General features: G+C 37.2%; 21 protein-coding genes. All 21 read left to right on the top strand.

Annotated elements, in window-relative coordinates; genetic code table 11:
- Positions 1-15: 15 nt before the first annotated feature.
- The gene (locus BAQ49_RS20060) at positions 16-1,716 is read left to right on the top strand and encodes a proline--tRNA ligase (protein WP_071746780.1); all 1,701 of its coding nucleotides are present in this window, start codon (positions 16-18) and stop codon (positions 1,714-1,716) included.
- A gap of 124 nt (positions 1,717-1,840) precedes the next feature.
- Complete coding sequence (locus BAQ49_RS20055; protein ID WP_071746779.1) at positions 1,841-6,142, top strand: PolC-type DNA polymerase III; 4,302 nt, start codon at positions 1,841-1,843, stop codon at positions 6,140-6,142.
- A 332-nt stretch (positions 6,143-6,474) separates the two neighbouring features.
- Positions 6,475-6,945 (top strand): ribosome maturation factor RimP, encoded by a 471-nt coding sequence (gene rimP / locus BAQ49_RS20050; RefSeq protein ID WP_000359098.1) that lies wholly within the window; start codon positions 6,475-6,477, stop codon positions 6,943-6,945.
- A gap of 17 nt (positions 6,946-6,962) precedes the next feature.
- Positions 6,963-8,069 carry a transcription termination factor NusA gene (gene nusA, locus BAQ49_RS20045; RefSeq protein WP_000102601.1) on the top strand — a complete coding sequence of 369 codons (1,107 nt, stop codon included), beginning with the start codon at positions 6,963-6,965 and terminating at the stop codon, positions 8,067-8,069.
- Between the two features lie 11 nt (positions 8,070-8,080).
- Complete coding sequence (rnpM, locus tag BAQ49_RS20040) at positions 8,081-8,353, top strand: RNase P modulator RnpM (protein ID WP_000071123.1); 273 nt, start codon at positions 8,081-8,083, stop codon at positions 8,351-8,353.
- Positions 8,354-8,665, top strand: a complete 312-nt coding sequence (locus tag BAQ49_RS20035) for a YlxQ family RNA-binding protein (protein WP_001286519.1) — start codon at positions 8,354-8,356, stop codon at positions 8,663-8,665.
- A 4-nt stretch (positions 8,666-8,669) separates the two neighbouring features.
- A complete protein-coding gene (gene infB / locus BAQ49_RS20030) occupies positions 8,670-10,736 on the top strand; it encodes a translation initiation factor IF-2 (RefSeq protein WP_071746778.1) in 2,067 nt (688 codons plus the stop codon).
- Positions 10,733-11,014: a DUF503 domain-containing protein gene (locus BAQ49_RS20025; protein ID WP_000582364.1), complete on the top strand. Its 282-nt coding sequence runs from the start codon at positions 10,733-10,735 to the stop codon at positions 11,012-11,014. The genes infB and BAQ49_RS20025 overlap by 4 nt, the downstream gene beginning before the upstream one ends.
- A 15-nt stretch (positions 11,015-11,029) precedes the next feature.
- A complete protein-coding gene (rbfA, locus tag BAQ49_RS20020; RefSeq protein WP_000776443.1) occupies positions 11,030-11,386 on the top strand; it encodes a 30S ribosome-binding factor RbfA in 357 nt (118 codons plus the stop codon).
- Positions 11,387-11,472: 86 nt separating this feature from the next.
- Entirely contained in the window at positions 11,473-12,396 is a 924-nt protein-coding gene (truB, locus tag BAQ49_RS20015; protein WP_071746777.1) for a tRNA pseudouridine(55) synthase TruB, read from the top strand.
- A 43-nt stretch (positions 12,397-12,439) separates the two neighbouring features.
- Positions 12,440-13,411, top strand: coding sequence for a bifunctional riboflavin kinase/FAD synthetase (gene ribF / locus BAQ49_RS20010; RefSeq protein ID WP_071746776.1), 972 nt, complete (start codon positions 12,440-12,442; stop codon positions 13,409-13,411).
- Positions 13,412-13,511: 100 nt separating this feature from the next.
- Positions 13,512-13,781: a 30S ribosomal protein S15 gene (gene rpsO, locus BAQ49_RS20005; RefSeq protein WP_001229392.1), complete on the top strand. Its 270-nt coding sequence runs from the start codon at positions 13,512-13,514 to the stop codon at positions 13,779-13,781.
- Between the two features lie 161 nt (positions 13,782-13,942).
- Complete coding sequence (gene pnp / locus BAQ49_RS20000) at positions 13,943-16,081, top strand: polyribonucleotide nucleotidyltransferase (RefSeq protein WP_071746775.1); 2,139 nt, start codon at positions 13,943-13,945, stop codon at positions 16,079-16,081.
- A 151-nt stretch (positions 16,082-16,232) separates the two neighbouring features.
- Positions 16,233-17,132: a polysaccharide deacetylase family protein gene (locus tag BAQ49_RS19995; protein ID WP_071746774.1), complete on the top strand. Its 900-nt coding sequence runs from the start codon at positions 16,233-16,235 to the stop codon at positions 17,130-17,132.
- A gap of 86 nt (positions 17,133-17,218) precedes the next feature.
- Positions 17,219-18,460 carry a M16 family metallopeptidase gene (locus BAQ49_RS19990; RefSeq protein WP_071746773.1) on the top strand — a complete coding sequence of 414 codons (1,242 nt, stop codon included), beginning with the start codon at positions 17,219-17,221 and terminating at the stop codon, positions 18,458-18,460.
- 131 nt (positions 18,461-18,591) lie between these two features.
- A complete protein-coding gene (locus tag BAQ49_RS19985) occupies positions 18,592-18,843 on the top strand; it encodes a YlmC/YmxH family sporulation protein (protein WP_071746772.1) in 252 nt (83 codons plus the stop codon).
- A gap of 170 nt (positions 18,844-19,013) precedes the next feature.
- Positions 19,014-19,916, top strand: coding sequence for a dipicolinic acid synthetase subunit A (dpaA, locus tag BAQ49_RS19980; RefSeq protein ID WP_071746771.1), 903 nt, complete (start codon positions 19,014-19,016; stop codon positions 19,914-19,916).
- A complete protein-coding gene (gene dpaB / locus BAQ49_RS19975; RefSeq protein WP_001049482.1) occupies positions 19,913-20,512 on the top strand; it encodes a dipicolinate synthase subunit B in 600 nt (199 codons plus the stop codon). The genes dpaA and dpaB overlap by 4 nt, the downstream gene beginning before the upstream one ends.
- A gap of 150 nt (positions 20,513-20,662) precedes the next feature.
- Positions 20,663-21,709, top strand: a complete 1,047-nt coding sequence (asd, locus tag BAQ49_RS19970) for an aspartate-semialdehyde dehydrogenase (protein ID WP_071746770.1) — start codon at positions 20,663-20,665, stop codon at positions 21,707-21,709.
- Positions 21,710-21,732: 23 nt separating this feature from the next.
- The gene (gene dapG / locus BAQ49_RS19965) at positions 21,733-22,965 is read left to right on the top strand and encodes an aspartate kinase (protein WP_071746769.1); all 1,233 of its coding nucleotides are present in this window, start codon (positions 21,733-21,735) and stop codon (positions 22,963-22,965) included.
- A gap of 11 nt (positions 22,966-22,976) precedes the next feature.
- Positions 22,977-23,855 (top strand): 4-hydroxy-tetrahydrodipicolinate synthase, encoded by an 879-nt coding sequence (gene dapA, locus BAQ49_RS19960; RefSeq protein ID WP_071746768.1) that lies wholly within the window; start codon positions 22,977-22,979, stop codon positions 23,853-23,855.
- Positions 23,856-23,891 lie beyond the last annotated feature (36 nt).

The following is a 23,891-nucleotide window of genomic DNA, read 5'->3' as shown; positions in this document are numbered from 1 at the left end:
AAGAGGTGCAAATATATGAAACAAAGTATGGTATTCAGTCCTACATTACGTGAAGTTCCAGCTGATGCTGAAATTAAGAGTCATCAACTATTACTTCGCGCAGGTTTTATGCGTCAAAATGCTTCTGGTATTTATAGTTTTCTACCATTTGGTTTAAAAGTATTACACAAAGTAGAACGTATCGTTCGAGAAGAAATGGAGCGCGCAGGAGCTGTAGAATTATTAATGCCGGCTATGCAAGCTGCAGAATTATGGCAAGAGTCAGGTCGTTGGTATTCTTATGGATCTGAATTAATGCGTATGAAAGATCGTAACTCTCGTGAGTTTGCATTAGGAGCGACACATGAGGAAGTAATTACGGATCTTGTGCGTGATGAAGTGAAATCATATAAAAAATTGCCGTTAACATTATACCAAATTCAAACAAAATTCCGTGATGAGCAAAGACCTCGTTTCGGTTTATTACGTGGAAGAGAGTTTCTAATGAAAGATGCATACTCTTTCCATGCTACACAAGAGAGCTTAGATGAAGTGTACGATCGCTTATACAAAGCATACTCTAACATTTTTGCTCGTTGTGGTTTGAATTTCCGTGCGGTTATTGCTGATTCTGGAGCAATGGGCGGAAAAGATACACATGAATTTATGGTATTATCTGATGTTGGGGAAGATACAATCGCATACTCTGATACATCTGATTATGCAGCAAACATCGAAATGGCTCCTGTTGTAGCAACGTATACAAAGAGTGACGAAGAAGAAAAGGCACTTGAAAAAGTAGCAACACCAGATCAAAAGGCTATTGAAGAAGTATCTGCATTCTTAAATATTGCAGCGGAAAAATGCATTAAGTCTATGGTATTTAAAGTAGATGAGAAATTAGTAGTTGTACTTGTTCGTGGTGATCATGAAGTAAACGATGTAAAAGTGAAAAATGTATACGGCGCTTCAGTTGTTGAACTTGCTTCCCATGAAGAAGTAAAAGAGTTATTAAATTGTGAAATTGGTTCATTAGGACCGATTGGTGTGACAGGCGATGTAGAAATTATTGCTGACCATGCTGTAGCATCAATTGTAAACGGATGTTCAGGAGCGAATGAAGAAGGATTCCATTATGTAAATGTAAATCCAGAACGTGACTTTAAAGTAAGTCAATATACAGATTTACGCTTCATCCAAGAAGGAGACCAATCTCCAGATGGAAATGGAACAATTCTTTTCGCACGCGGAATTGAAGTTGGTCATGTGTTCAAATTAGGAACTCGTTATAGTGAGGCAATGCAAGCAACGTTCCTAGATGAAAATGGGAAAACAAAACCACTTATTATGGGTTGTTACGGCATTGGTATATCTCGTACAGTGGCAGCCATTGCAGAACAGTTCAATGACGAGAACGGTTTAGTTTGGCCAAAAGCTGTCGCACCATTCCATGTGCATGTAATTCCAGTAAATATGAAATCTGATGTACAACGTGAAATGGGTGAAAATATCTACAGCTCATTACAAGAACAAGGATACGAAGTATTACTAGATGATCGAGCAGAACGTGCAGGTGTGAAATTTGCAGATGCAGATTTATTCGGTCTTCCAGTTCGTGTCACAGTGGGTAAAAAAGCAGATGAAGGTATTGTAGAAGTGAAAGTACGTGCTACAGGCGAATCTGAAGAAGTGAAAGTAGAAGAACTTCAAACATATATTGCTAATATTTTAAAATAAGAAGGGGTACCTCGTTACGAGGTACCTTCTCTTTCTTTGTAAACGTATTTTGTAAAAGAAGAAGGGAGAAATCTTTCTTTGTAGTACGTTTCAATTTATAATAGCAAATGGAAGGAGAGTGCTTATGTCATTAACAAATGAACAACAAGAGCGATTTCAAATTTTGCTCCAACAGTTGCAAATACCAGAAGACCTTATAAATCAATATTTACATGGCGGTGGTATTGAAAGGCTAGTTATTGATAAAGCGAATAAAAGTTGGCATTTTGATTTACAAGTGCCACGTATTTTGCCGACAGAATTATATGAATTGCTAGAAACGAAGCTTAAGCAATCATTTTCTCATATTGCAAGAACAACATTTGCATTAGAAACAGAGAATAAACAATTTACAGAAGAAGAAGTAAAGGCGTATTGGCCGCTTTGTACGGAACGAATTACATTTTCACCTATGTTTGCGTACTTAAAGAAGCAACTTCCGCAGGTTAATGGCGTGAAGCTGCTAATAAATGTGAATAATGATCTTGAATCTACTGCTTTAAAGAAAAATGTTGCGAAACCAGTAGGTGATCAATATGAAGCTTTTGGATTCCCACGTTTTCAGCTAGACACACATATAAAGCAAAATACAGAAGAAATGCAAAAGTTTCGTGAGCAAACTCAGCAAGAAGACCGAGAGCGTGTAATACAAGCTATGGAAGAAATGGCGAAGAAGCAAGCTGAAGAAAGTAGCGTTGTGCATGAAGGGCCGATCACACTCGGGTATCTTATTAAGCCAGATGAAGAGATTACACCGATGCGAGAAATTCAAGATGAAGAAAGAAGAAAAACAGTTCAAGGGTATGTCTTCCATGTAGAAACAAAAGAGCTTCGTAGTGGACGTACGTTATTAACTTTAAAAATAACGGATTATACAGATTCTATTATGATAAAAATGTTCTCACGTGACAAAGAAGATATTCCGATGCTGCAATCCTTGAAAAAAGGAATGTGGGTGAAAGCGCGTGGTTCTGTCCAAAATGATACGTTTGTTCGAGATTTAGTAATGATTGCAAATGATATTAATGAAATAACAGGTCCTTCACGTAAAGATAAAGCGCCAGAAGGCGAAAAACGTGTAGAGCTGCACCTTCACACACCGATGAGCCAAATGGATGCTGTTACTCCTGTTTCTAAGCTTGTTGCTCAAGCAGGGAAATGGGGGCATGAGGCAATTGCAGTTACAGATCACGCCGTTGCTCAGTCTTTCCCAGAGGCATATTCTGCGGGTAAAAAGGCTGGGGTTAAAGTTATATATGGTGTAGAGGCTAATTTAGTTAATGATGGTGTACCGATAGCATATAACGAAGCACATCGTCTACTTGCAGAGGAAACGTATGTTGTTTTCGACGTTGAGACGACAGGTTTATCGGCTGTATATGATACAGTTATTGAGTTAGCTGCTGTAAAGGTAAAAGGTGGCGAAATTATTGACCGCTTTGAATCTTTCGCAAATCCGCATCAACCATTATCTGCGACAATTATTGAATTAACAGGTATTACAGATGATATGTTAACTGATGCGCCAGAAGTGGACGAAGTATTTAAAAAGTTTGAGGAATGGATGGGTGACCATACTCTTGTTGCTCATAACGCAAGCTTTGATATGGGATTCATTAACGTAGGCTTTAAAAAAGCAGGGCTAGAAAAAACGAAAAACCCAGTTGTTGATACGTTAGAACTTGCACGGTTCTTATTCCCAGAAATGAAAAACCATCGATTAAATACGATGTGTAAAAAGCTCGATATTGAATTAACACAACATCACCGTGCGATTTATGATACAGAAGCAACGGGATATTTACTTGTAAAAATGTTAAAAGATGTGATTGAAAAGGGATTTGAATATCACGATCAATTAAACGATAGTATGGGACAAGGGGATGCATATAAACGAGGGCGCCCAAGTCATATGACATTACTTGCTACATCAGACGTTGGATTGAAGAACTTATATAAACTTGTTTCATATTCTCATCTTAATTACTTTTACCGTGTACCACGTGTGCCACGATCACTATTAAAAAAATATCGTGAAGGTATTATAGTTGGAACGGCTTGTGATAAAGGTGAAGTGTTTGAAGCGATGATGCAAAAAGCACCTGAAGAAGTAGAAGAAATTGCACAGTTTTATGATTATATTGAGGTTATGCCTCCAGAGGTGTTACGTCATTTAGTAGAACGTGAACTTGTTAGAGATGAAGGACAATTAAAAACAATTATTTCTAACTTAGTAAAGCTAGGTGAGACGTTAGACAAACCAGTTGTTGCTACAGGGAACGTGCATTATTTAGAACCAGAGGATGCAATGTATCGTAAAATTTTAGTCAGTTCGCAGGGTGGAGCAAATCCATTAAATCGTCATTCATTACCGCCTGTACATTTCCGTACAACAGATGAAATGTTAGAGTGTTTTTCATTCTTAGGTGAAGACACAGCGAAAGAAATTGTAGTAACGAATACACAAAAGATTGCATCGTTAATTGGTGATGTTCATCCAGTAAAAGATGATTTATACACACCGAAGATTGAAGGTGCCGATGATGAAACGCGTGATATGAGTTATAAAATGGCGCGTAGCATTTATGGTGAAGAGCTACCGGAAATTGTAGAAGCTCGTTTGGAAAAAGAATTGAAAAGTATTATTGGACATGGATTCGCCGTTATTTATTTAATTTCGCATAAGCTTGTGAAAAAATCGTTAGTCGACGGCTATCTAGTAGGTTCGCGTGGGTCGGTAGGGTCATCATTTGTTGCAACGATGATGGAAATTACAGAAGTAAACCCATTACCACCACATTATGTATGTCCAAAGTGTAAGCAATCAGAATTCTTTAATGACGGTTCGGTTGGTTCTGGTTTTGACTTGCCAGATAAAGACTGTCCAACCTGTAATGTGTCATATGTAAAAGATGGCCACGATATTCCGTTCGAAACGTTCCTTGGATTTAAAGGAGATAAGGTGCCCGATATCGATCTGAACTTTTCTGGGGAATACCAACCACGTGCCCATAACTATACGAAAGTATTGTTTGGTGAAGATTATGTATATCGTGCTGGAACGATTGGTACGGTTGCGGAAAAAACTGCTTATGGATATGTAAAAGGTTATGCAAATGATCATAATTTAACGATTCGAAATGCAGAGATTGATCGTTTAGTTTCAGGATGTACGGGTGTAAAACGTACAACTGGACAGCATCCAGGTGGTATTATCGTTGTGCCAGATTACATGGACATCTTTGATTTCTCACCAATACAGTTTCCGGCGGATTCAATAGGGGCTGAGTGGAGAACAACACACTTTGATTTCCACTCAATTCATGATAATTTATTAAAACTTGATATACTAGGACACGATGACCCGACCGTTATTCGTATGTTACAAGATTTAAGTGGTATTGATCCAAAAACAATACCAACGGATGATCCAGAAGTGATGAAAATTTTCTCTGGTCCAGAATCGTTAGGGGTAACGGAAGAACAAATCAACTGTAAAACAGGTACACTTGGTATACCAGAGTTTGGTACGAAATTCGTAAGACAAATGTTAGAAGAGACAAAACCAACGACATTCTCAGAGTTAGTCCAAATCTCTGGACTATCACATGGTACTGACGTATGGCTCGGTAATGCAAACGAGTTAATTTATAATGGTACTTGTACACTGAGTGAAGTTATCGGTTGTCGTGATGACATCATGGTATATTTAATTTATCAAGGTTTAGATCCATCATTAGCCTTCAAAATCATGGAGTCAGTTCGTAAAGGTAAAGGTGTACCGGAAGAATGGGAAGAGGACATGAAAAATAATAATGTACCGGGTTGGTATATTGATTCATGTAAGAAGATTAAATACATGTTCCCTAAAGCCCATGCGGCTGCTTACGTACTTATGGCTGTACGTATCGCATACTTTAAAGTGCATTTTGCACTTTTATTCTATGCGGCATATTTTACAGTTCGTGCAGATGATTTTGATGTAGAAGCGATGGCGAAAGGTTCAGCATCCATACGCGTAAAAATTGACGAAATCGCTCAAAAAGGATTGGATGCAGCGCCGAAAGAGAAGAGTTTATTAACTGTACTAGAAATGACACTTGAAATGTGTGAACGTGGATACTCATTCCAAAAGGTTGATTTATACCGCTCGCATGCAACAGAATTTATTATTGATGGAGACTCATTAATTCCTCCATTTAATGCAGTGCCTGGTCTTGGTACAAACGCAGCTTTAAGTATTGTAGAAGCACGTAAAAATGGAGACTTCCTATCAAAAGAAGACTTACAGCAGCGCAGTAAGGTTTCAAAAACAATTATTGAGTATTTAGATAGTCAAGGTTGTCTAGGAGATTTACCGGATCAAAACCAATTATCACTGTTCTAACAGGTAGGAAAAGTCTTTGCAAATCAATATTTGCTATGGTATACTATAAACCGAGATAACCATGTCATGTATATTTTGTGAAAAAGAGAGTGGGGAAACCCACTCTTTCGTGTTACTATCTACATTTTATTTATGGGATAGTAAAGATATTTCTGTCGTATATACATATTTTGTTACAAGTTTTACTTCTTAAATTTGGTAATACTAAGACAGATATTCCCTGCTTAACGGCAGGGGCTTTTGTTAGCTAACGAGAAAGAATAAGATAGACCGTCTTAATGAACGGGATCTTTTCTTGTAAATGGTACATGGCGGCAGGAAGGAGGCTGTTTATGGATAAGAAAGTCACAGAAGTTGTAGAAGCATTTGCGCAGCCGATCGTTGAAGAGTTAAATCTTGAACTTGTAGATGTAGAGTATGTGCAAGAAGGACAAGACTGGTTCTTACGCGTATTCATCGATTCTGAAAAGGGAGTCGACATTGAAGAATGCGGTGCGGTAAGTGAACGTTTAAGCGAAGCTTTAGATAAAGAGGATCCAATTCCTCATCTTTACTTTTTGGATGTATCATCTCCTGGAGCGGAACGCCCATTAAAGAAAGAGAAAGACTTCCAGCAAGCGGTAGGGAAACAAGTGGCAATTAAAACATATGAGCCGATTGATGGTGAGAAGATGTTTGAAGGAAAGCTACTTTCCTACGACGGTACTACAATTACACTACTATTAACAATTAAAACACGTAAAAAAGAAATCCAAATTCCAATGGATAAAGTTGCCAATGCGCGACTTGCTGTTACGTTTTAGTAAGAAGGGGGATCTACATGAGCACTGAGTTGTTAGATGCTTTGCTCGTTTTAGAGTCAGAAAAAGGTATTAGCAAAGATATTATTATTGATGCGATTGAAGCAGCATTAATCTCTGCTTATAAACGCAATTTTAACCAAGCACAAAACGTTCGTGTGAGCTTTAACCCAGAAGTGGGAACAATTCAAGTTTTAGCACGTAAAGACGTTGTTGATAATGTGTTTGATCCACGTCTTGAAATCTCTGTAGAAGAGGCAAGACAAATTAATCCAAACTACCAAGATGGCGACGTACTAGAAATTGAAGTAACGCCAAAAGATTTTGGTCGTATTGCAGCACAAACTGCAAAACAAGTTGTAACACAACGAGTTCGTGAGGCGGAACGTGGTGTTATTTATTCAGAATTTAGTGATCGTGAAGAAGACATTATGGTTGGTATTGTACAGCGCCAAGATGCTCGTTTCATCTATGTAAGCTTAGGGAAAGTAGAAGCTTTATTACCTGTAAGTGAGCAAATGCCAAATGAGCAATATAAACCACATGATCGTATTCGCGTATTTATTACAAAAGTAGAAAAAACAACGAAAGGACCACAAATTTACGTATCACGTACACATCCTGGTCTTTTAAAACGTTTATTCGAAATGGAAGTTCCAGAAATTTATGATGGAACTGTAGAAATTCGCTCTGTAGCGCGTGAAGCAGGCGATCGTTCGAAAATTTCTGTGTATGCAGAGAATATCGATGTTGATCCAGTAGGTTCTTGTGTAGGACCGAAAGGACAACGTGTACAACGCATTGTAGATGAACTAAAAGGTGAAAAAATTGACATCGTTCGCTGGTCAAATGATCCAGTTGAATATGTTGCAAATGCTTTAAGTCCATCACAAGTTGTTAAAGTACTTGTAGATGAAGAAGAAAAAGCAACAACTGTTGTTGTTCCAGACCACCAGCTTTCATTAGCAATTGGTAAGCGTGGACAAAATGCACGTCTTGCAGCTAAATTAACAGGCTGGAAAATTGATATTAAAAGTGAGTCTGATGCGAAACAACTTGGTATTGTAACAGAAGAAGATAGCGTAATCGCATTCGGATTCGATTCAGTTGAAGACGAAATCGAATAGAGGTGATGAGCATGAGCAATCGAAAAGTTCCGTTACGAAAATGTATTGCGACGCAAGAGATGAAATCAAAACGAGAGCTCGTTCGCATTGTTCGTTCCAAAGAGGGCGAAGTGTCTATTGATTTATCAGGAAAAAAATCAGGACGAGGTGCATATTTGTCAAAAGATAAAGAATGCATTATTCAAGCCCAAAAGAAAAATATTTTGGAACATCATCTAAAAGCGAAAATCGACAGTTCTCTGTACGAAGAGCTTCTTGAGCTTGTTGAGAAGGAGTCGAAGTAAGTGTCCGATTGGAAATCGTTTTTAGGACTAGCAAACCGCGCTCGAAAAATTATTTCGGGTGAAGAACTCGTTTTAAAAGAAGTACGAAGTGGCAAAGCAAAGCTTGTATTGCTTTCTGAAGATGCGTCAGCGAACACTACAAAACGTATCATTGATAAAACCACGTACTACAACATACCAATGAGAAAAGTCGAAAACCGACAACAATTAGGGCATGCGATTGGGAGAGACGAGCGAGTCGTTGTAGCTGTATTAGATGAAGGCTTTGCGAAAAAGCTACGTAGCATGCTCGATACAAATTACCGGGGGTGAAGGTATGAGTAAAATCCGAGTACATGAATATGCAAAAAAAAATAATATCTCAAGTAAAGATCTTATGACAAAACTAAAAGAGATGAATATCGAGGTTTCGAATCATATGACAATGTTAGAAGACGAAGTAGTAAACAAATTAGATAATCAATATAACACTGGGGCAGAAAAACCTTCTGTTGCAGATGAGTTTGAAGTAGAAGAGAAAGTTGTTCGCAGTAAAAAGAACAGCAATAAGAAGAAGAAAAAAGGCAAAGGAAATGAAGACAAACGTCAAGAAAACTTTGCTGGAAGACAACAAACACAAATAGTAGAAACACCAGATAAAATTACTTTCTCTGGAAGCCTTACAGTAGGTGAACTTGCTAAAAAGTTAAGCAAAGAGCCATCTGAAATTATTAAAAAGCTCTTCATGATAGGAATTATGGCAACAATTAACCAAGATTTAGATAAAGATACAATTGAGTTAATTGCTACTGATTACGGTATTGAAGTAGAAGAAGAAGTAGTTGTAAGTGAAACTGAATTTGAAACATTCATCGATGAGCAAGATGATGAAGAAAACTTAAAAGAGCGTCCAGCTGTTGTTACAATTATGGGACACGTTGACCATGGTAAAACAACATTGCTTGACTCTATCCGTAATTCAAAAGTAACTGCTGGCGAAGCTGGTGGAATTACTCAGCATATCGGTGCATACCAAGTTGATGTAAATGATAAAAAAATTACATTCTTAGATACGCCTGGTCACGCAGCATTTACAACGATGCGTGCTCGTGGTGCGCAAGTAACGGATATTACAATTCTTGTTGTTGCAGCTGATGACGGTGTTATGCCACAAACAGTTGAAGCAATTAGCCATGCGAAAGCAGCTGGAGTACCAATTATTGTTGCAGTGAATAAAATGGATAAACCAGCGGCAAATCCTGATCGTGTAATGCAAGAATTAACAGAATATGAATTAGTTCCAGAAGCTTGGGGCGGAGACACAATTTTCGTACCAATTTCTGCAATTCAAGGCGAGGGAATTGACAACTTGCTAGAAATGATTCTTCTTGTGAGTGAAGTAGAAGAATATAAAGCAAATCCAAATCGCTATGCAACTGGTACTGTAATTGAAGCGCAGCTTGATAAAGGTAAAGGAACTATCGCGACATTACTTGTTCAAAACGGTACACTTCGAGTTGGAGATCCAATTGTTGTTGGAACATCATTCGGTCGTGTTCGTGCGATGGTAAGTGATATTGGTCGTCGTGTAAAAGTTGCTGGTCCATCAACTCCTGTTGAAATTACAGGTTTAAATGAAGTACCACAAGCGGGAGATCGTTTCATGGCATTCGCTGATGAGAAAAAAGCTCGTCAAATCGGTGAATCACGTGCACAAGAAGCGTTACTTGCTCAACGTGGTGAGAAATCTAAATTAAGCCTTGAAGATTTATTCCAACAAATCCAAGAGGGCGATGTAAAAGAAATTAACTTAATTGTGAAAGCAGACGTACAAGGTTCTGTAGAAGCAATGGCAGCATCACTTCGTAAAATTGATGTTGAAGGCGTAAAAGTGAAAATTATCCATACAGGCGTAGGTGCGATTACAGAATCTGATGTTATTTTAGCTTCTGCATCTAATGCAATTATAATTGGATTTAACGTACGCCCTGATGTGAATGCGAAGCGTACAGCTGAATTAGAGAACGTTGATGTTCGTTTACACCGTATTATCTATAAAGTAATCGAAGAAATCGAATCAGCAATGCAAGGTATGCTGGATCCAGAATTCGAAGAAAAAGTAATCGGTCAAGCGGAAGTACGTCAAACGTTCAAAGTAACAAAAGTTGGAACAATCGCAGGTTGTTACGTAATCGACGGTAAAATTACACGTGATAGTGGCGTTCGTATTATCCGTGATGGCGTAGTAGTCTTCGAAGGACAACTTGATACGTTAAAACGTTTCAAAGACGACGTAAAAGAAGTTGCACAAAACTATGAGTGTGGTATTACAATTGAGAGATATAATGATCTTAAAGAAGGGGACATCATTGAAGCGTACATTATGGAAGAAGTGAAGCGATGATTATCGCTTCACTCTCATTCGAGTGTATGATTTACGATGTGCATTCTTTAAAAGAGAAACGAGCAATTTTACAAAGGGTGCTAACTCGTGTGAAGCAGCGTTATAACGTAGCTGTTTCAGAAGTAGGGCATCAAGATGTATGGCAACGTACAGAAATTGCAATTGTTTCCGTATCCTCAAATCGTGTTATCTGTGAAAAAGAAATGAATCGTGTACTTGAGTACATCGATTCATTTCCTGAAATTGAACGTACGATAACACAATTGGAATGGTACTGAATGAGGTGAAGAGTTATGAAATTACGTGCAAACCGTGTAGGCGAGCAAATGAAAAAAGAATTAGGCGACATAATCAGTCGTAAAATTAAAGATCCACGTGTCGGATTTGTTACAGTAACAGATGTACAAGTGAGTGGAGATTTACAAATTGCTACAGTATATATTTCTGTTTTAGGTGATGAAGAACAGAAAGAAAGTACATTAAAAGGTTTAGCGAAGGCAAAAGGCTTCATTCGTTCAGAAATTGGCCAACGTATTCGTCTTCGTAAAACACCGGAAATTTCCTTTGAATTTGATGAGTCTATCGGATATGGTCATCGAATTGATACACTTTTACATGAAATTAATAAAGAAGGTAAACGTGAAGAATAATGGATAGACATATGTCTATCCATTTTTTCAATGCAAAATAAGTTTTGGATATTTATTATGAAAGAATTATGATGAGGTGAACATATATGGAAGGCGTAGTATTATTACATAAGCCAAAAGGCATGACATCACATGATTGTGTATTTAAATTAAGAAAGATTTTACGTGAGAAACGAATTGGTCATACGGGAACATTAGATCCAGATGTAACGGGTGTATTACCGATTTGTGTTGGTAAAGCAACGAAAATTGCACAATTTTTAACAAGTGAGACGAAAACGTATGAAGGTGAAGTAACATTAGGATTTTCTACGACGACTGAAGATGCTTCGGGTGAAGTTGTAGAAACGAAAAATGTGGATCGTGTTATTACACGAAAAGAAGTAGAAAATGTTCTTGCAAAGTTAACAGGAACAATTGAACAAATGCCACCGATGTTTTCAGCTGTAAAAGTAAACGGGAAAAAACTATACGAATATGCTAGAGCAGGTCAAGAGGTTGAACGTCCAGTTCGTACAATTACAATTCACGAATTTGTATTACTTGATGAACGTGAAGTTTTTGAAGGGGAAAACATTTCATTCCGTTTCCGTGTAACGTGTAGTAAAGGAACATATGTAAGAACGCTAGCGGTAATGATTGGTGAAAAACTTGGTTTTCCATCACACATGTCCCATCTTGTAAGAACAGCATCTGGTGAATTTTTACTAGAAGATTGCATATCATTTGAAGAAATTGAAGAAAACGTGCAAAATGGAACAGTAGAGTCTATCTTCATTTCAATCGACGAAGCGTTAAGTAAGTTTCCAAAAATGGTTGTAGATGAAAAGCAAGCAGAAAAAATAAAAAATGGTATGTTCTTAAAGAATGAATTAGAAATAACAGCACCATTTATTACAGTATTTGATAAAAATGATTGTTGCTTGGCGATTTATGAGCATCATCCAAAACACCCTGGTATGCTAAAGCCAATGAAAGTACTTGTGAATAATCAAGAACTAAAGCTATAATGAATTATCGGAAGGATTATTACAGAAAAAGGTGAATTCAAGCGTGAAACTTATTCATTTAACTCATCCACATGAACAAAATAAATTAGAATTACCACCTACTGTAATGGCATTAGGATTTTTTGATGGCATTCATTTAGGACATCAATGTGTGATTCGAACTGCGAAGCAAATAGCGGATGAACGGGGATATAAAAGTGCAGTTATGACATTTTATCCTCATCCATCTGTTGTTTTAGGAAAAAAGGAAGCGCATGTGGAGTATATTACACCAATGCGTGATAAAGAAAAAATAGTCGAAAGTTTAGGAATCGATATATTATATGTTATTAAATTTGATGAATCATTTGCAGGATTATTACCACAACAATTTGTAGATGATTATATTATTGATTTAAACGTAAAGCATGTAGTAGCAGGCTTTGATTATTCATATGGACGTTTAGGAAAAGGGAAGATGGAGACTTTACCATTTCATGCAAGAGGGGAGTTTACACAGACCGTGATCGAAAAAGTTGAATATCAAGAAGAAAAAGTAAGTTCTACTTCATTACGAAAGTTAATTCGAAATGGAGAAATGGAGCAGATTCCATCTATTTTAGGGAGAGCTTATACGGTAGAAGGAACAGTTGTGCACGGCGACAAGCGTGGACGCCAAATTGGCTTTCCAACTGCAAATGTAGGTTTAAGTGATGAATATCTACTTCCGCCAATAGGTGTATATGCAGTGAGATTGAAAGTTCACGATGAATGGCACGATGGCGTATGTAATATTGGATATAAACCAACTTTTAAAGAGAATGAGCGCCAATTATCTATTGAAGTACATCTATTTGAATTTAATAAAGATATATACGATCAAAGTGTCACGGTGGAGTGGCATATACGTATAAGAGAAGAAAAAAAGTTTAATGGTATTGATGAGTTAGTTGCACAAATCGCGAAAGATAAGAAAATCGCCCAAGAATATTTTTCAAGCGCAAAGAATATACTTGCTTTTTCAAATGAAAAGTAGTATTCTATGTTATGTACTTTATGACAACCATTGCTTGGCATTGCGACTCACCGACGCTTGCTAGGTAATTGGGGGTTTAATTATTAGGAGGTGAAATAGGATGGCTTTAACACAAGAGCGTAAAAATGAAATCATTGCACAATTTAGAACTCATGAGACTGATACTGGTTCTCCAGAGGTTCAAATTGCTGTCCTAACGGAGCAAATTAACACTCTAAACGAGCACTTACGTACTCACAAGAAGGATCATCATTCACGTCGTGGTCTATTAAAGATGGTTGGTAAACGTCGTAACTTACTTACTTACCTTCGTAATAGCGATATCACACGTTACCGTGAATTAATCACAAAGCTTGGCTTACGTCGATAGTCAGAGAAGCGGGAATATTCCCGCTTTTTTGTTAGGTAAAAATATATCTTCTACTCTTTATAGCTTATTAAATTTTCGGCAATACTAGAGGAAAGAATATTGTGATATACTATCCATTTACATAGAAGAATTGAATATTTTAAATTGAGAGGGGTACTTAAATGAGTCAGGAAAAGCAAGTCTTCTCGATAGATTTAGCTGGTCGTCAGCTAACAATTGAAACAAGTCAGCTTGCAAAACAAGCGAACGGAGCAGTATTAGTAAGATATGGCGACACAGCAGTTCTATCTACAGCAACTGCATCAAAAGAGCCAAAAAATGTAGATTTCTTCCCACTTACAGTAAACTATGAAGAGCGTTTATATGCAGTTGGAAAAATCCCAGGCGGTTTTATTAAGCGTGAAGGCCGTCCAAGTGAAAAAGCAATTTTAGCAAGTCGTTTAATTGACCGCCCAATCCGTCCGCTTTTCGCAGATGGTTTCCGTAATGAAGTACAAGTTGTCAGCATCGTAATGAGTGTTGATCAAGACTGTTCTTCTGAGATGGCAGCTATGCTTGGTTCTTCATTAGCATTATCTATTTCAGATATTCCATTTGAAGGTCCAATCGCAGGTGCGACAGTAGGTCGTATTAATGGCGAGTTCGTTATTAATCCAACAGTAGAACAGCAAGAACAAAGTGATATTCACCTTGTTGTAGCTGGTACGAAAGATGCAATTAACATGGTTGAAGCAGGAGCAGATCAAGTGCCTGAAGAAACAATGTTAGAGGCAATTATGTTTGGTCATGACGAAATTAAACGTCTAATTGCATTCCAAGAAGAGATTGTACAAGCTGTTGGTAAAGAGAAAACAGCAGTGAAACTTTATGAAGTAGATGCTGATCTTAATCAAGCTGTACGTGAAATGGCTGAGAAGGATATGCATTCTGCAATTCAAGTGCACGAAAAACATGCACGTGAAGATGCAATTAATGAAGTGAAAAAGCGTGTAATTGAGCATTACGAAGTTCAGGAAGTTGACGCTGATACATTAGGACAAGTAAGTGAAATTTTATATAAAATTGTAAAAGAAGAAGTACGTCGTCTTATTACAGTTGAAAAAATCCGCCCAGATGGTCGTAAAGGTGACGAAATTCGTCCTTTAGCATCAGAGGTTGGTATTTTATCGCGTACACACGGTTCTGGTTTATTCACACGTGGACAAACACAAGCGTTAAGTATTTGTACATTAGGCGCATTAGGCGATGTGCAAATTTTAGATGGTCTTGGTGTAGAAGAGTCAAAACGCTTCATGCATCATTATAATTTCCCATCATTTAGTGTTGGTGAAACAAGACCGATGCGTGGACCAGGTCGTCGTGAAATTGGTCACGGTGCATTAGGAGAACGTGCTCTTGAGCCTGTAATTCCATCTGAAAAAGATTTCCCATATACAGTACGTCTTGTATCTGAAGTTTTAGAGTCAAACGGTTCTACTTCACAAGCAAGTATTTGTGGTAGTACTTTAGCGATGATGGATGCTGGTGTTCCACTTAAAGCTCCAGTTGCAGGTATTGCAATGGGTCTAGTTAAATCTGGTGAGCATTACACAATTTTATCTGATATTCAAGGTATGGAAGATCATTTAGGTGATATGGACTTTAAAGTAGCCGGTACAGCAAAAGGTGTAACTGCACTGCAAATGGACATTAAAATCGATGGTCTATCTCGTGAAATTTTAGAAGAGGCATTACAACAAGCGAAAATTGGTCGTGTGCACATTCTAAATCATATGTTATCTGTTATTGCAGAGCCACGTACTGAATTATCAGCTTACGCTCCAAAGATTATTACAATGACAATTAACCCAGATAAAATCCGTGACGTTATTGGACCAAGCGGTAAACAAATTAATAAAATTATTGAAGAAACTGGTGTTAAAATTGATATCGAGCAAGATGGTACGGTATTTATTTCATCAATAAATCAAGAAATGAATGACAAAGCTAAGAAAATTATCGAAGATATCGTTCGCGAAGTACAAGTAGATGAAATCTACGAAGGAAAAGTAAAACGTGTTGAGAAATTCGGTGCTTTCGTTGAATTATTCAGTGGGAAAGATGGATTAGTTCACATTTCTGAACTTGCACTTGAACGTGTAGGTAAAGTAGAAGACGTTGTGAAAATCGGTGATGTAATTACAGTTAAAGTTATCGAGATTGACAAGCAAGGTCGCGTAAATCTATCTAGAAAAGTATTGCTAAAAGAAGAGCAAGAAAAAGAAGCTGCTAAAGAAGAAAACAAGCAAGAGCAGCAATAAGTAAAAGCCAGTTAAACTGGCTTTTTTTGTTATGTAAAAATATGATTTACATATATTTTTATGTCAGTATAGGTATAGTTTTCATTATAACGCTCAAATTAACAAAGATAAGAAGAAAAATGTTTTTTATATAGTTAATGGGAGGGTTTATATGAAAGCTCGTATATGGGCATACATATGTATATTTTCTTTATATGTCAGTTTAGGCTCTTATTCCGTTTTTGCACAGGATAATTTGTATGAAGAAATTCAACAACATGCAAAACAATATGAGATTGCGCCTCAAAATGCGATAATTGATAAAATATGGAAGGCAACACCTGGATATAATGGAAGACAAGTGGATATTGGAGCATCTTATAATAATATGAAGAAGCGAAAGGAATTTGATCAGGAATATCTTGAATTCAAGGAAGTATCACCAAGTGTCCACCTAGAAGATTTATCACCAGCCCCAATTTATAGGGGACATCCAAACAAAAAGATGGTGGGATTAACAATAAATGTGGCATGGGGAAATGAGTATTTACCTCGTATATTAGAGATATTGAAAAAACATGATGTGAAGGCGACTTTCTTTTTAGAAGGACGTTGGGTCAAAGAAAATTTACGATTTGCAAAAATGATTGTTGATGCAAATCAAGAAGTCGGAAATCACTCTTACACACACCCTAATATGAAAACGCTATCGTCTGGTGAAATACGAGATCAGTTACAAAAAACAAATCGAATGATAGAAGCTGCTACGAATCAAAAAGTGAAATGGTTTGCTCCGCCAAGTGGCAGTTTTCGAGATGAAGTAGTGAAAATAGCAGATGATTTTCAAATGGGGACGATTATGTGGACAGTAGATACGATCGATTGGAAACGACCAGAGCCAGACGTACTATTGCAGAGAGTAATGCGAAAAATACATCCAGGTGCTATCGTATTAATGCATCCTACTTCATCTACAGCAGAAGCATTAGATACAATGATTACAAAATTGAAGGAACAAGGATATAAAGTAGGGAATATAACAGAATTATTGGATGAAAAACGTGTAGATTAAATACATTTGCATGACATTCATCCTTAAACTTGTTATCATTAAATAATAGCATTTATTTAGAGAAACTGGCAGTAGGAGGAAAGTTTTTGATTAAAAAATATACGTGTAAAAATGGTGTAAGAATTGTTATGGAGAATATACCAACTGTGAGATCGGTTGCGATTGGTATATGGATCCATGCAGGTTCAAGAAATGAAAATGAAAAAAACAATGGAGTTTCGCACTTTTTAGAGCATATGTTCTTTAAAGGGACAGAAACACGTAGCGCGCGAGAAATTGCAGAATCATTTGATAGCATTGGCGGACAAGTAAATGCTTTTACTTCAAAAGAATATACATGTTACTATGCAAAGGTGTTAGATGAGCATGCTAAATACGCGTTAGATGTTTTAGCAGACATGTTCTTTAATTCAACATTTGATGAGGAAGAACTGAAAAAAGAGAAGAATGTTGTATGTGAAGAAATAAAAATGTACGAAGATGCGCCAGATGATATTGTGCATGATATGTTAACGAAAGCAACATATGAAACGCATCCGCTTGGATATCCTATTTTAGGAACAGAAGAAACACTTGAAACATTTACAGGTGATACGTTACGTCAATATATAAAAGATCATTACACACCTGAAAATGTAGTTGTATCAATTGCAGGAAATATTGATGAATCATTTTTACAAATTGTAGAGCAATATTTCGGTAATTACGAAGGCACAACAAATCGTGAACAAGTACATAGCCCAATTTTCCATTTCAATAAAGTAGCACGTAAGAAGGAAACAGAACAAGCTCATTTATGTTTAGGATATAAAGGCTTGCAAATGGGACACGAAGATATTTATAACTTAATTGTATTAAATAATGTTTTAGGCGGTAGTATGAGTAGCCGTTTATTCCAAGAAGTACGTGAGCAACGTGGATTGGCATACTCAGTATTCTCTTATCACTCTTCTTATGAAGATACAGGGATGTTAACGCTTTACGGTGGAACAGGTAGCCAACAATTAGATACACTGTATGAAACAATGCAAGAGACGTTAAATACGTTGAAAAATACAGGTATTACAGAAAAAGAGCTTGTTAATAGTAAAGAACAATTAAAAGGAAACTTAATGTTAAGTTTAGAAAGTACGAATAGTCGTATGAGCCGTAACGGTAAAAACGAATTACTTCTTCGTAAACATCGTTCTCTTGATGAAATAATTGAAAGTGTAAATACTGTAACAAAACAAAATGTAGACGAGTTAATTCGTAATATGTTTACAGATGAATTCTCTGCGGCACTTATTAGTCCGGATGGAAAACTACCAAAAGGAATGAAACTTTAGTTGGTTTTATGATTCATTCCTTTTCGAGAATAATCGTATCTCATTTATATGGGGTACGGTTATTTTTTTTATATATGCAGAATAGGTACTTATTATAGGAGGCTTTTATAAAAAGATAAGGGGGAGATTTCATGCGCTTAAGTGAATTAAGTGGTAAAGAGATTGTGGATTTAGAAAGAGCGGAAAAAATGGGAGTTTTAGGTCACGCAGATGTAGAAATTAATGAGCGAGACGGACGAATACAAGCTCTTATTATACCGCTTGGGAAATGGGGAGGCTTTAAAAGAGAACAGCAAGAAGTGAGGGTGGAATGGAACCAAATTAAGAAAGTGGGACATGATATGATAATTTGCGATTTTACAAATCATACAAAGTCAGAATGAAAGATGACCGTTTTGGTTGTCTTTTTTCTTATTTTTATATAGAGCAGATAAAACATGTGTGCTTTTTGTTTTTCAATCACCTCAAACTCGTACATTACATATGATGTGGAGGAAAAAGAAAAAGTAGGCATTTTTCTTATAAATGAAAGAAAAAGAAGGTGAATTAGGGAATGTTGACTGAGATGCATATCGCTGTCATAGGAGGAGATGCACGGCAGCTAGAAGTAATTCGCAAGTTAGTTGAACTAGATGCGAAACTTTCATTAATAGGGTTTGAACAGCTAGATCATGGCTTCACTGGGGCAGCAAAAGAAAGTATACAAGATTTAAATTTCACTGCTTTAGATGCCATTATTTTGCCAGTTGCAGGGACGAATGCCAAAGGAGAAGTAGATACTATTTTTTCAAATGAAAAAGTTTCTATAACGCAAGAGCAAATTGAAAAGACACCAGAACACTTTACTATATATTCAGGTATCGGAACACCTTATTTGGAGAATCTTGTATCTACTACGAATCGAAAACTTGTAAAATTATTTGATCGTGATGATGTTGCAATTTATAACTCTATTCCGACTGTAGAAGGTACACTAATGATGGTTATTCAACATACTGATTATACAATCCATGGATCAAATGTAATGGTTTTAGGGTTTGGTAGAACTGGTATGAGTGTAGCGAGAGCCTTTCAATCATTAGGAGCACATGTCAAAGTAGGAGCGAGACGATCGGAACATATTGCTCGTATTACAGAAATGATGTTTTCTCCTTTTCATATGCAAGACATAGAAAAAGAAGTAGGTAATATCGATATTGTGATTAACACAATTCCGCATCTCGTTGTGACAGCGAATGTTATTTCAAAAATGCCAGCTCATACGTTAGTAATTGATTTAGCTTCTAAACCAGGCGGTACCGACTTTAGATATGCGGAAAAAAGAGGGGTCAAGGCGTTGTTAGCACCTGGTTTGCCGGGTATTGTTGCTCCGAAAACAGCCGGACAAATTTTAGCGAACGTTCTTTCTCAGTTACTAGCAGAAGGTGCAATAGCAAGAAAGGAGAATGGGGAATGAATTTAAAAGGGAAAAGAATAGGATTTGGTTTTACAGGTTCACATTGTACGTATGAGGAAGTGATGCCTCATTTAGAAAAATTAATTGCTGAGGGAGCAGAAGTACGTCCCGTTGTTTCTTACACTGTTCAATCAACAAATACTAGATTTGGAGAAGGAGAAGAGTGGATTAAAAAGATTGAAGAAATAACAGGTTTTAAGGCAATTAATTCAATCGTTGGCGCAGAACCACTAGGACCTAAAATCCCACTAGATTGCATGGTGATTGCACCACTAACAGGAAATTCTATGAGTAAATTTGCAAATGCAATGACAGACTCTCCGGTACTAATGGCAGCAAAAGCGACGCTAAGAAATGGCAAACCTGTCGTATTGGCTGTTTCAACGAATGATGCTTTGGGATTAAATGGGGTAAACCTCATGCGTCTAATGGCCACAAAAAACATCTACTTCGTCCCATTCGGCCAAGACGCACCAGAGAAAAAACCGAACTCAATGGTAGCTCGCATGGAGTTACTAGAAGATACAGTATTAGAAGCACTGCAAGGGAAGCAATTGCAACCAGTTGTTGTAGAAAAATTCAGATATATGAATTAAAAAACGAAAAAAAATGTACAATTTTTGATGAAACCATCATTCTTACTGTAGAATATGATAAAATTAACGTTATTAAGATTAGAAGGGGTATTCTATACTCCTTCTAATTCTAAGTTATAGAAGGATTGGTATCTAGAAAGGGGCATAGTGATGGAAAAGCAAAAAACTTTTCATGTCGCTGTAGTTGGAGCAACCGGCGCAGTTGGTGAACAAATGTTAAATACTTTAGAGAAACGAGAATTTCCAATCGGGAAATTAACGTTACTTTCATCTAAACGATCTGCAGGTAAGAAACTTGTATTTAAAGGCGAAGAATTTACAGTTCAAGAGGCAACTCCTGAAAGTTTTGAAGGAGTAGATATCGCACTATTTAGTGCTGGTGGATCTGTATCGAAACAATTAGCGCCAGAAGCAGCAAAGCGCGGTGCGATTGTTGTTGATAATACAAGTGCATTCCGTATGACAGAAAACGTGCCACTTGTTGTACCTGAAGTAAATGAAAACGACTTAAAAGAACATAATGGTATTATTGCAAATCCGAACTGTTCTACAATTCAAATGGTAGTAGCTCTTGAGCCAGTTCGTCAGCAATATGGTTTAAAACGAGTAATCGTTTCCACATATCAAGCTGTATCAGGTGCTGGTGCGGCAGCGATTGAAGAACTTCATGAACAATCACAAGCAATCTTAAATGGCGAAGAAGTTAAGGCGAATGTTTTACCTGTATCAGGTGATAAAAAACATTACCAAATTGCTTTTAATGCGATTCCACAGATTGATAAGTTCCAAGATAATGGATTTACGTTTGAAGAAATGAAAATGATTAATGAAACGAAAAAAATTATGCATATGCCTGAATTAGAAGTAGCGGCAACATGTGTACGTTTACCAGTTGTATCAGGGCATTCTGAGTCTGTTTACATCGAAGTAGAAAAAGAAGGCGTAACAGTAGAAGAATTAAAGAGCTTACTTGCAAATGCGGAAGGTATTGTTCTGCAAGATAATCCAGAAGAGCAGTTATATCCAATGCCAGCTACTGCAGTAGGTAAAAACGAAGTATTCGTTGGAAGAATCCGTAAAGATTTAAATAACGATAAAGGATTCCATCTTTGGGTCGTATCTGATAACTTATTAAAAGGCGCTGCATGGAATTCTGTTCAAATTGCAGAGCGCTTAGTAAAATTACAATTAGTGTAAACGGCTAAGAGAAGGTGCAAAATATGAAAATAATTGTTCAAAAATTTGGTGGCACATCAGTACGTGATGAAAATGGACGTAAGCATGCGCTTCATCATATAAAAAAATCGTTAGCTGCTGGTTATAAAGTAGTTACTGTCGTATCTGCTATGGGCCGTAAAGGTGAACCATATGCAACGGATACGTTATTAAGTCTTGTAAATCAAGAGAAATCTAATATTTCTAATCGTGAGCAAGATTTATTATTATCATGTGGAGAGTTAATCTCTGCAATTGTTTTCTCTAATATGTTGAATGAGAACGGCATTAAAGCAGCGGCATTAAATGGTGCACAAGCTGGTTTTGTAACAAATGATGATTTTACGAATGCGAAGATTATTGAAATGAATTGCGATCGTATACATGAAGAGTTACAAAGTTTAGATGTAATCGTCGTTACAGGATTCCAAGGGCAAACGAAAAAAGGTGATACGACAACACTTGGACGCGGAGGTAGCGATACTTCAGCTTCAGCATTAGGTGTTGCGCTTCATGCTGAATATATTGATATCTTCACAGATGTAGAAGGTGTTATGACTGCGGATCCTCGTATTGTAAAGGATGCACGCCATCTTCAAACTGTAACGTATAACGAAATTTGTAACATGGCTTATCAAGGTGCAAAAGTCGTTCATCCACGTGCAGTTGAAATTGCGATGCATGCAAAAGTACCTCTTCGTGTACGTTCTACGTATTCTGATAGTGAAGGTACGCTTATTTCAGCATCTGATGGTGCTACAAAAGGCCGTGATGTCGAAGAACGTCCTGTTACAGGTATTGCACATGTATCAAATGTGACGCAAATTAAAGTGCTTGCAAAAGAAACGGCATATGATTTGCAACAGCATGTGTTTAAAGAAATGGCGAATGAAGGAATAAGTGTCGATTTAATTAACATTTCACCTACTGGAGTAGCTTATACGGTGAGTGATAATGTATCAAGTCGTGCAGTTGAATTATTAAAGAACCTTGGATATGAGCCAATTGTGACAGAGCATTGTGCAAAAGTATCTATTGTAGGAGCTGGAATGGCAGGATACCCAGGGGTTACTGCGAAAATCGTTACAGCTTTAGCTGAAAAAGGTATTCAAATTCTGCAATCAGCAGATAGTCATACGACAATTTGGGTTCTTGTAAAAGAAACCGATTTAGTGGAGGCTGTAAATGCATTACATAGTGCGTTTGAGCTTTCAAAAGAAAAGCAACTGGAACAATAAGGAGTGAGACCATGATAGATTTTGGGACAATTGCAACTGCGATGGTAACACCGTTTGATATAAACGGGAATATCGATTTTGCAAAGACAACGAAATTGGTAAATTATTTAATTGATAACGGTACAACAGCAATTGTGGTAGGAGGAACGACAGGTGAATCTCCTACACTAACATCAGAAGAAAAAGTAGCGTTATATCGCCATGTCGTATCTGTTGTCGATAAAAGGGTGCCCGTAATCGCTGGAACAGGTAGCAATAATACACATGCCTCTGTTGACTTAACTAAAAAGGCAACAGAAGTTGGTGTTGATGCAGTTATGCTAGTGGCGCCGTATTATAACAAACCGAGTCAAGAAGGAATGTATCAGCACTTTAAAACGATTGCTGAAAGCACGCCACTTCCGGTTATGCTATATAACGTTCCAGGGCGATCTATTGTACAAATCTCCGTTGATACAGTTGTTCGTTTATCAGAAATCGAAAACATTGTTGCGATTAAAGATGCAGGCGGCGATGTGTTAACAATGACAGAAATCATTGAAAAAACAGCGGACGACTTTGCAGTATACAGCGGTGATGACGGTTTAACGTTACCGGCTATGGCAGTTGGAGCGAAAGGTATCGTTTCGGTAGCATCTCATGTTATTGGAAACGAAATGCAAGAAATGATTGCAGCGTTCCAAGCAGGAGAATTTAAGAAGGCGCAAAAATTACATCAATTACTTGTAAGAGTAACGGATTCATTATTTATGGCGCCAAGCCCAACTCCAGTAAAAACAGCGTTACAAATGGTTGGATTAGATGTAGGTTCTGTACGTTTACCACTTCTTCCATTAACAGAAGAAGAAAGAGTAACGTTACAATCTGTAATGCAATCCATTCCTCGTTAATAAAAAATGACCTAGTTTGAAACTAGGTCATTTTTA

This window comes from Bacillus proteolyticus (genome assembly GCF_001884065.1).
In the GTDB taxonomy this organism is placed as follows: domain Bacteria; phylum Bacillota; class Bacilli; order Bacillales; family Bacillaceae_G; genus Bacillus_A; species Bacillus_A proteolyticus.
This window is presented reverse-complemented; position numbering and strand designations above follow the sequence as displayed.

Bases quoted from the DNA above. Each gene is read 5' to 3' on its own strand.
- BAQ49_RS20060 (WP_071746780.1), top strand. From the start codon at position 16: ATGAAACAAAGTATGGTATTCAGTCCTACATTACGTGAAGTTCCAGCT.
- dpaB (WP_001049482.1), top strand. From the start codon at position 19,913: ATGAATTTAAAAGGGAAAAGAATAGGATTTGGTTTTACAGGTTCACAT.
- infB (WP_071746778.1), top strand. From the start codon at position 8,670: ATGAGTAAAATCCGAGTACATGAATATGCAAAAAAAAATAATATCTCA.
- BAQ49_RS19995 (WP_071746774.1), top strand. From the start codon at position 16,233: ATGAAAGCTCGTATATGGGCATACATATGTATATTTTCTTTATATGTC.
- dpaA (WP_071746771.1), top strand. From the start codon at position 19,014: ATGTTGACTGAGATGCATATCGCTGTCATAGGAGGAGATGCACGGCAG.
- dapA (WP_071746768.1), top strand. From the start codon at position 22,977: ATGATAGATTTTGGGACAATTGCAACTGCGATGGTAACACCGTTTGAT.
- rbfA (WP_000776443.1), top strand. From the start codon at position 11,030: ATGAAATTACGTGCAAACCGTGTAGGCGAGCAAATGAAAAAAGAATTA.
- dapG (WP_071746769.1), top strand. From the start codon at position 21,733: ATGAAAATAATTGTTCAAAAATTTGGTGGCACATCAGTACGTGATGAA.
- nusA (WP_000102601.1), top strand. From the start codon at position 6,963: ATGAGCACTGAGTTGTTAGATGCTTTGCTCGTTTTAGAGTCAGAAAAA.
- rimP (WP_000359098.1), top strand. From the start codon at position 6,475: ATGGATAAGAAAGTCACAGAAGTTGTAGAAGCATTTGCGCAGCCGATC.
- truB (WP_071746777.1), top strand. From the start codon at position 11,473: ATGGAAGGCGTAGTATTATTACATAAGCCAAAAGGCATGACATCACAT.
- pnp (WP_071746775.1), top strand. From the start codon at position 13,943: ATGAGTCAGGAAAAGCAAGTCTTCTCGATAGATTTAGCTGGTCGTCAG.
- BAQ49_RS19985 (WP_071746772.1), top strand. From the start codon at position 18,592: ATGCGCTTAAGTGAATTAAGTGGTAAAGAGATTGTGGATTTAGAAAGA.
- BAQ49_RS20025 (WP_000582364.1), top strand. From the start codon at position 10,733: ATGATTATCGCTTCACTCTCATTCGAGTGTATGATTTACGATGTGCAT.
- asd (WP_071746770.1), top strand. From the start codon at position 20,663: ATGGAAAAGCAAAAAACTTTTCATGTCGCTGTAGTTGGAGCAACCGGC.
- rnpM (WP_000071123.1), top strand. From the start codon at position 8,081: ATGAGCAATCGAAAAGTTCCGTTACGAAAATGTATTGCGACGCAAGAG.
- rpsO (WP_001229392.1), top strand. From the start codon at position 13,512: ATGGCTTTAACACAAGAGCGTAAAAATGAAATCATTGCACAATTTAGA.
- BAQ49_RS20055 (WP_071746779.1), top strand. From the start codon at position 1,841: ATGTCATTAACAAATGAACAACAAGAGCGATTTCAAATTTTGCTCCAA.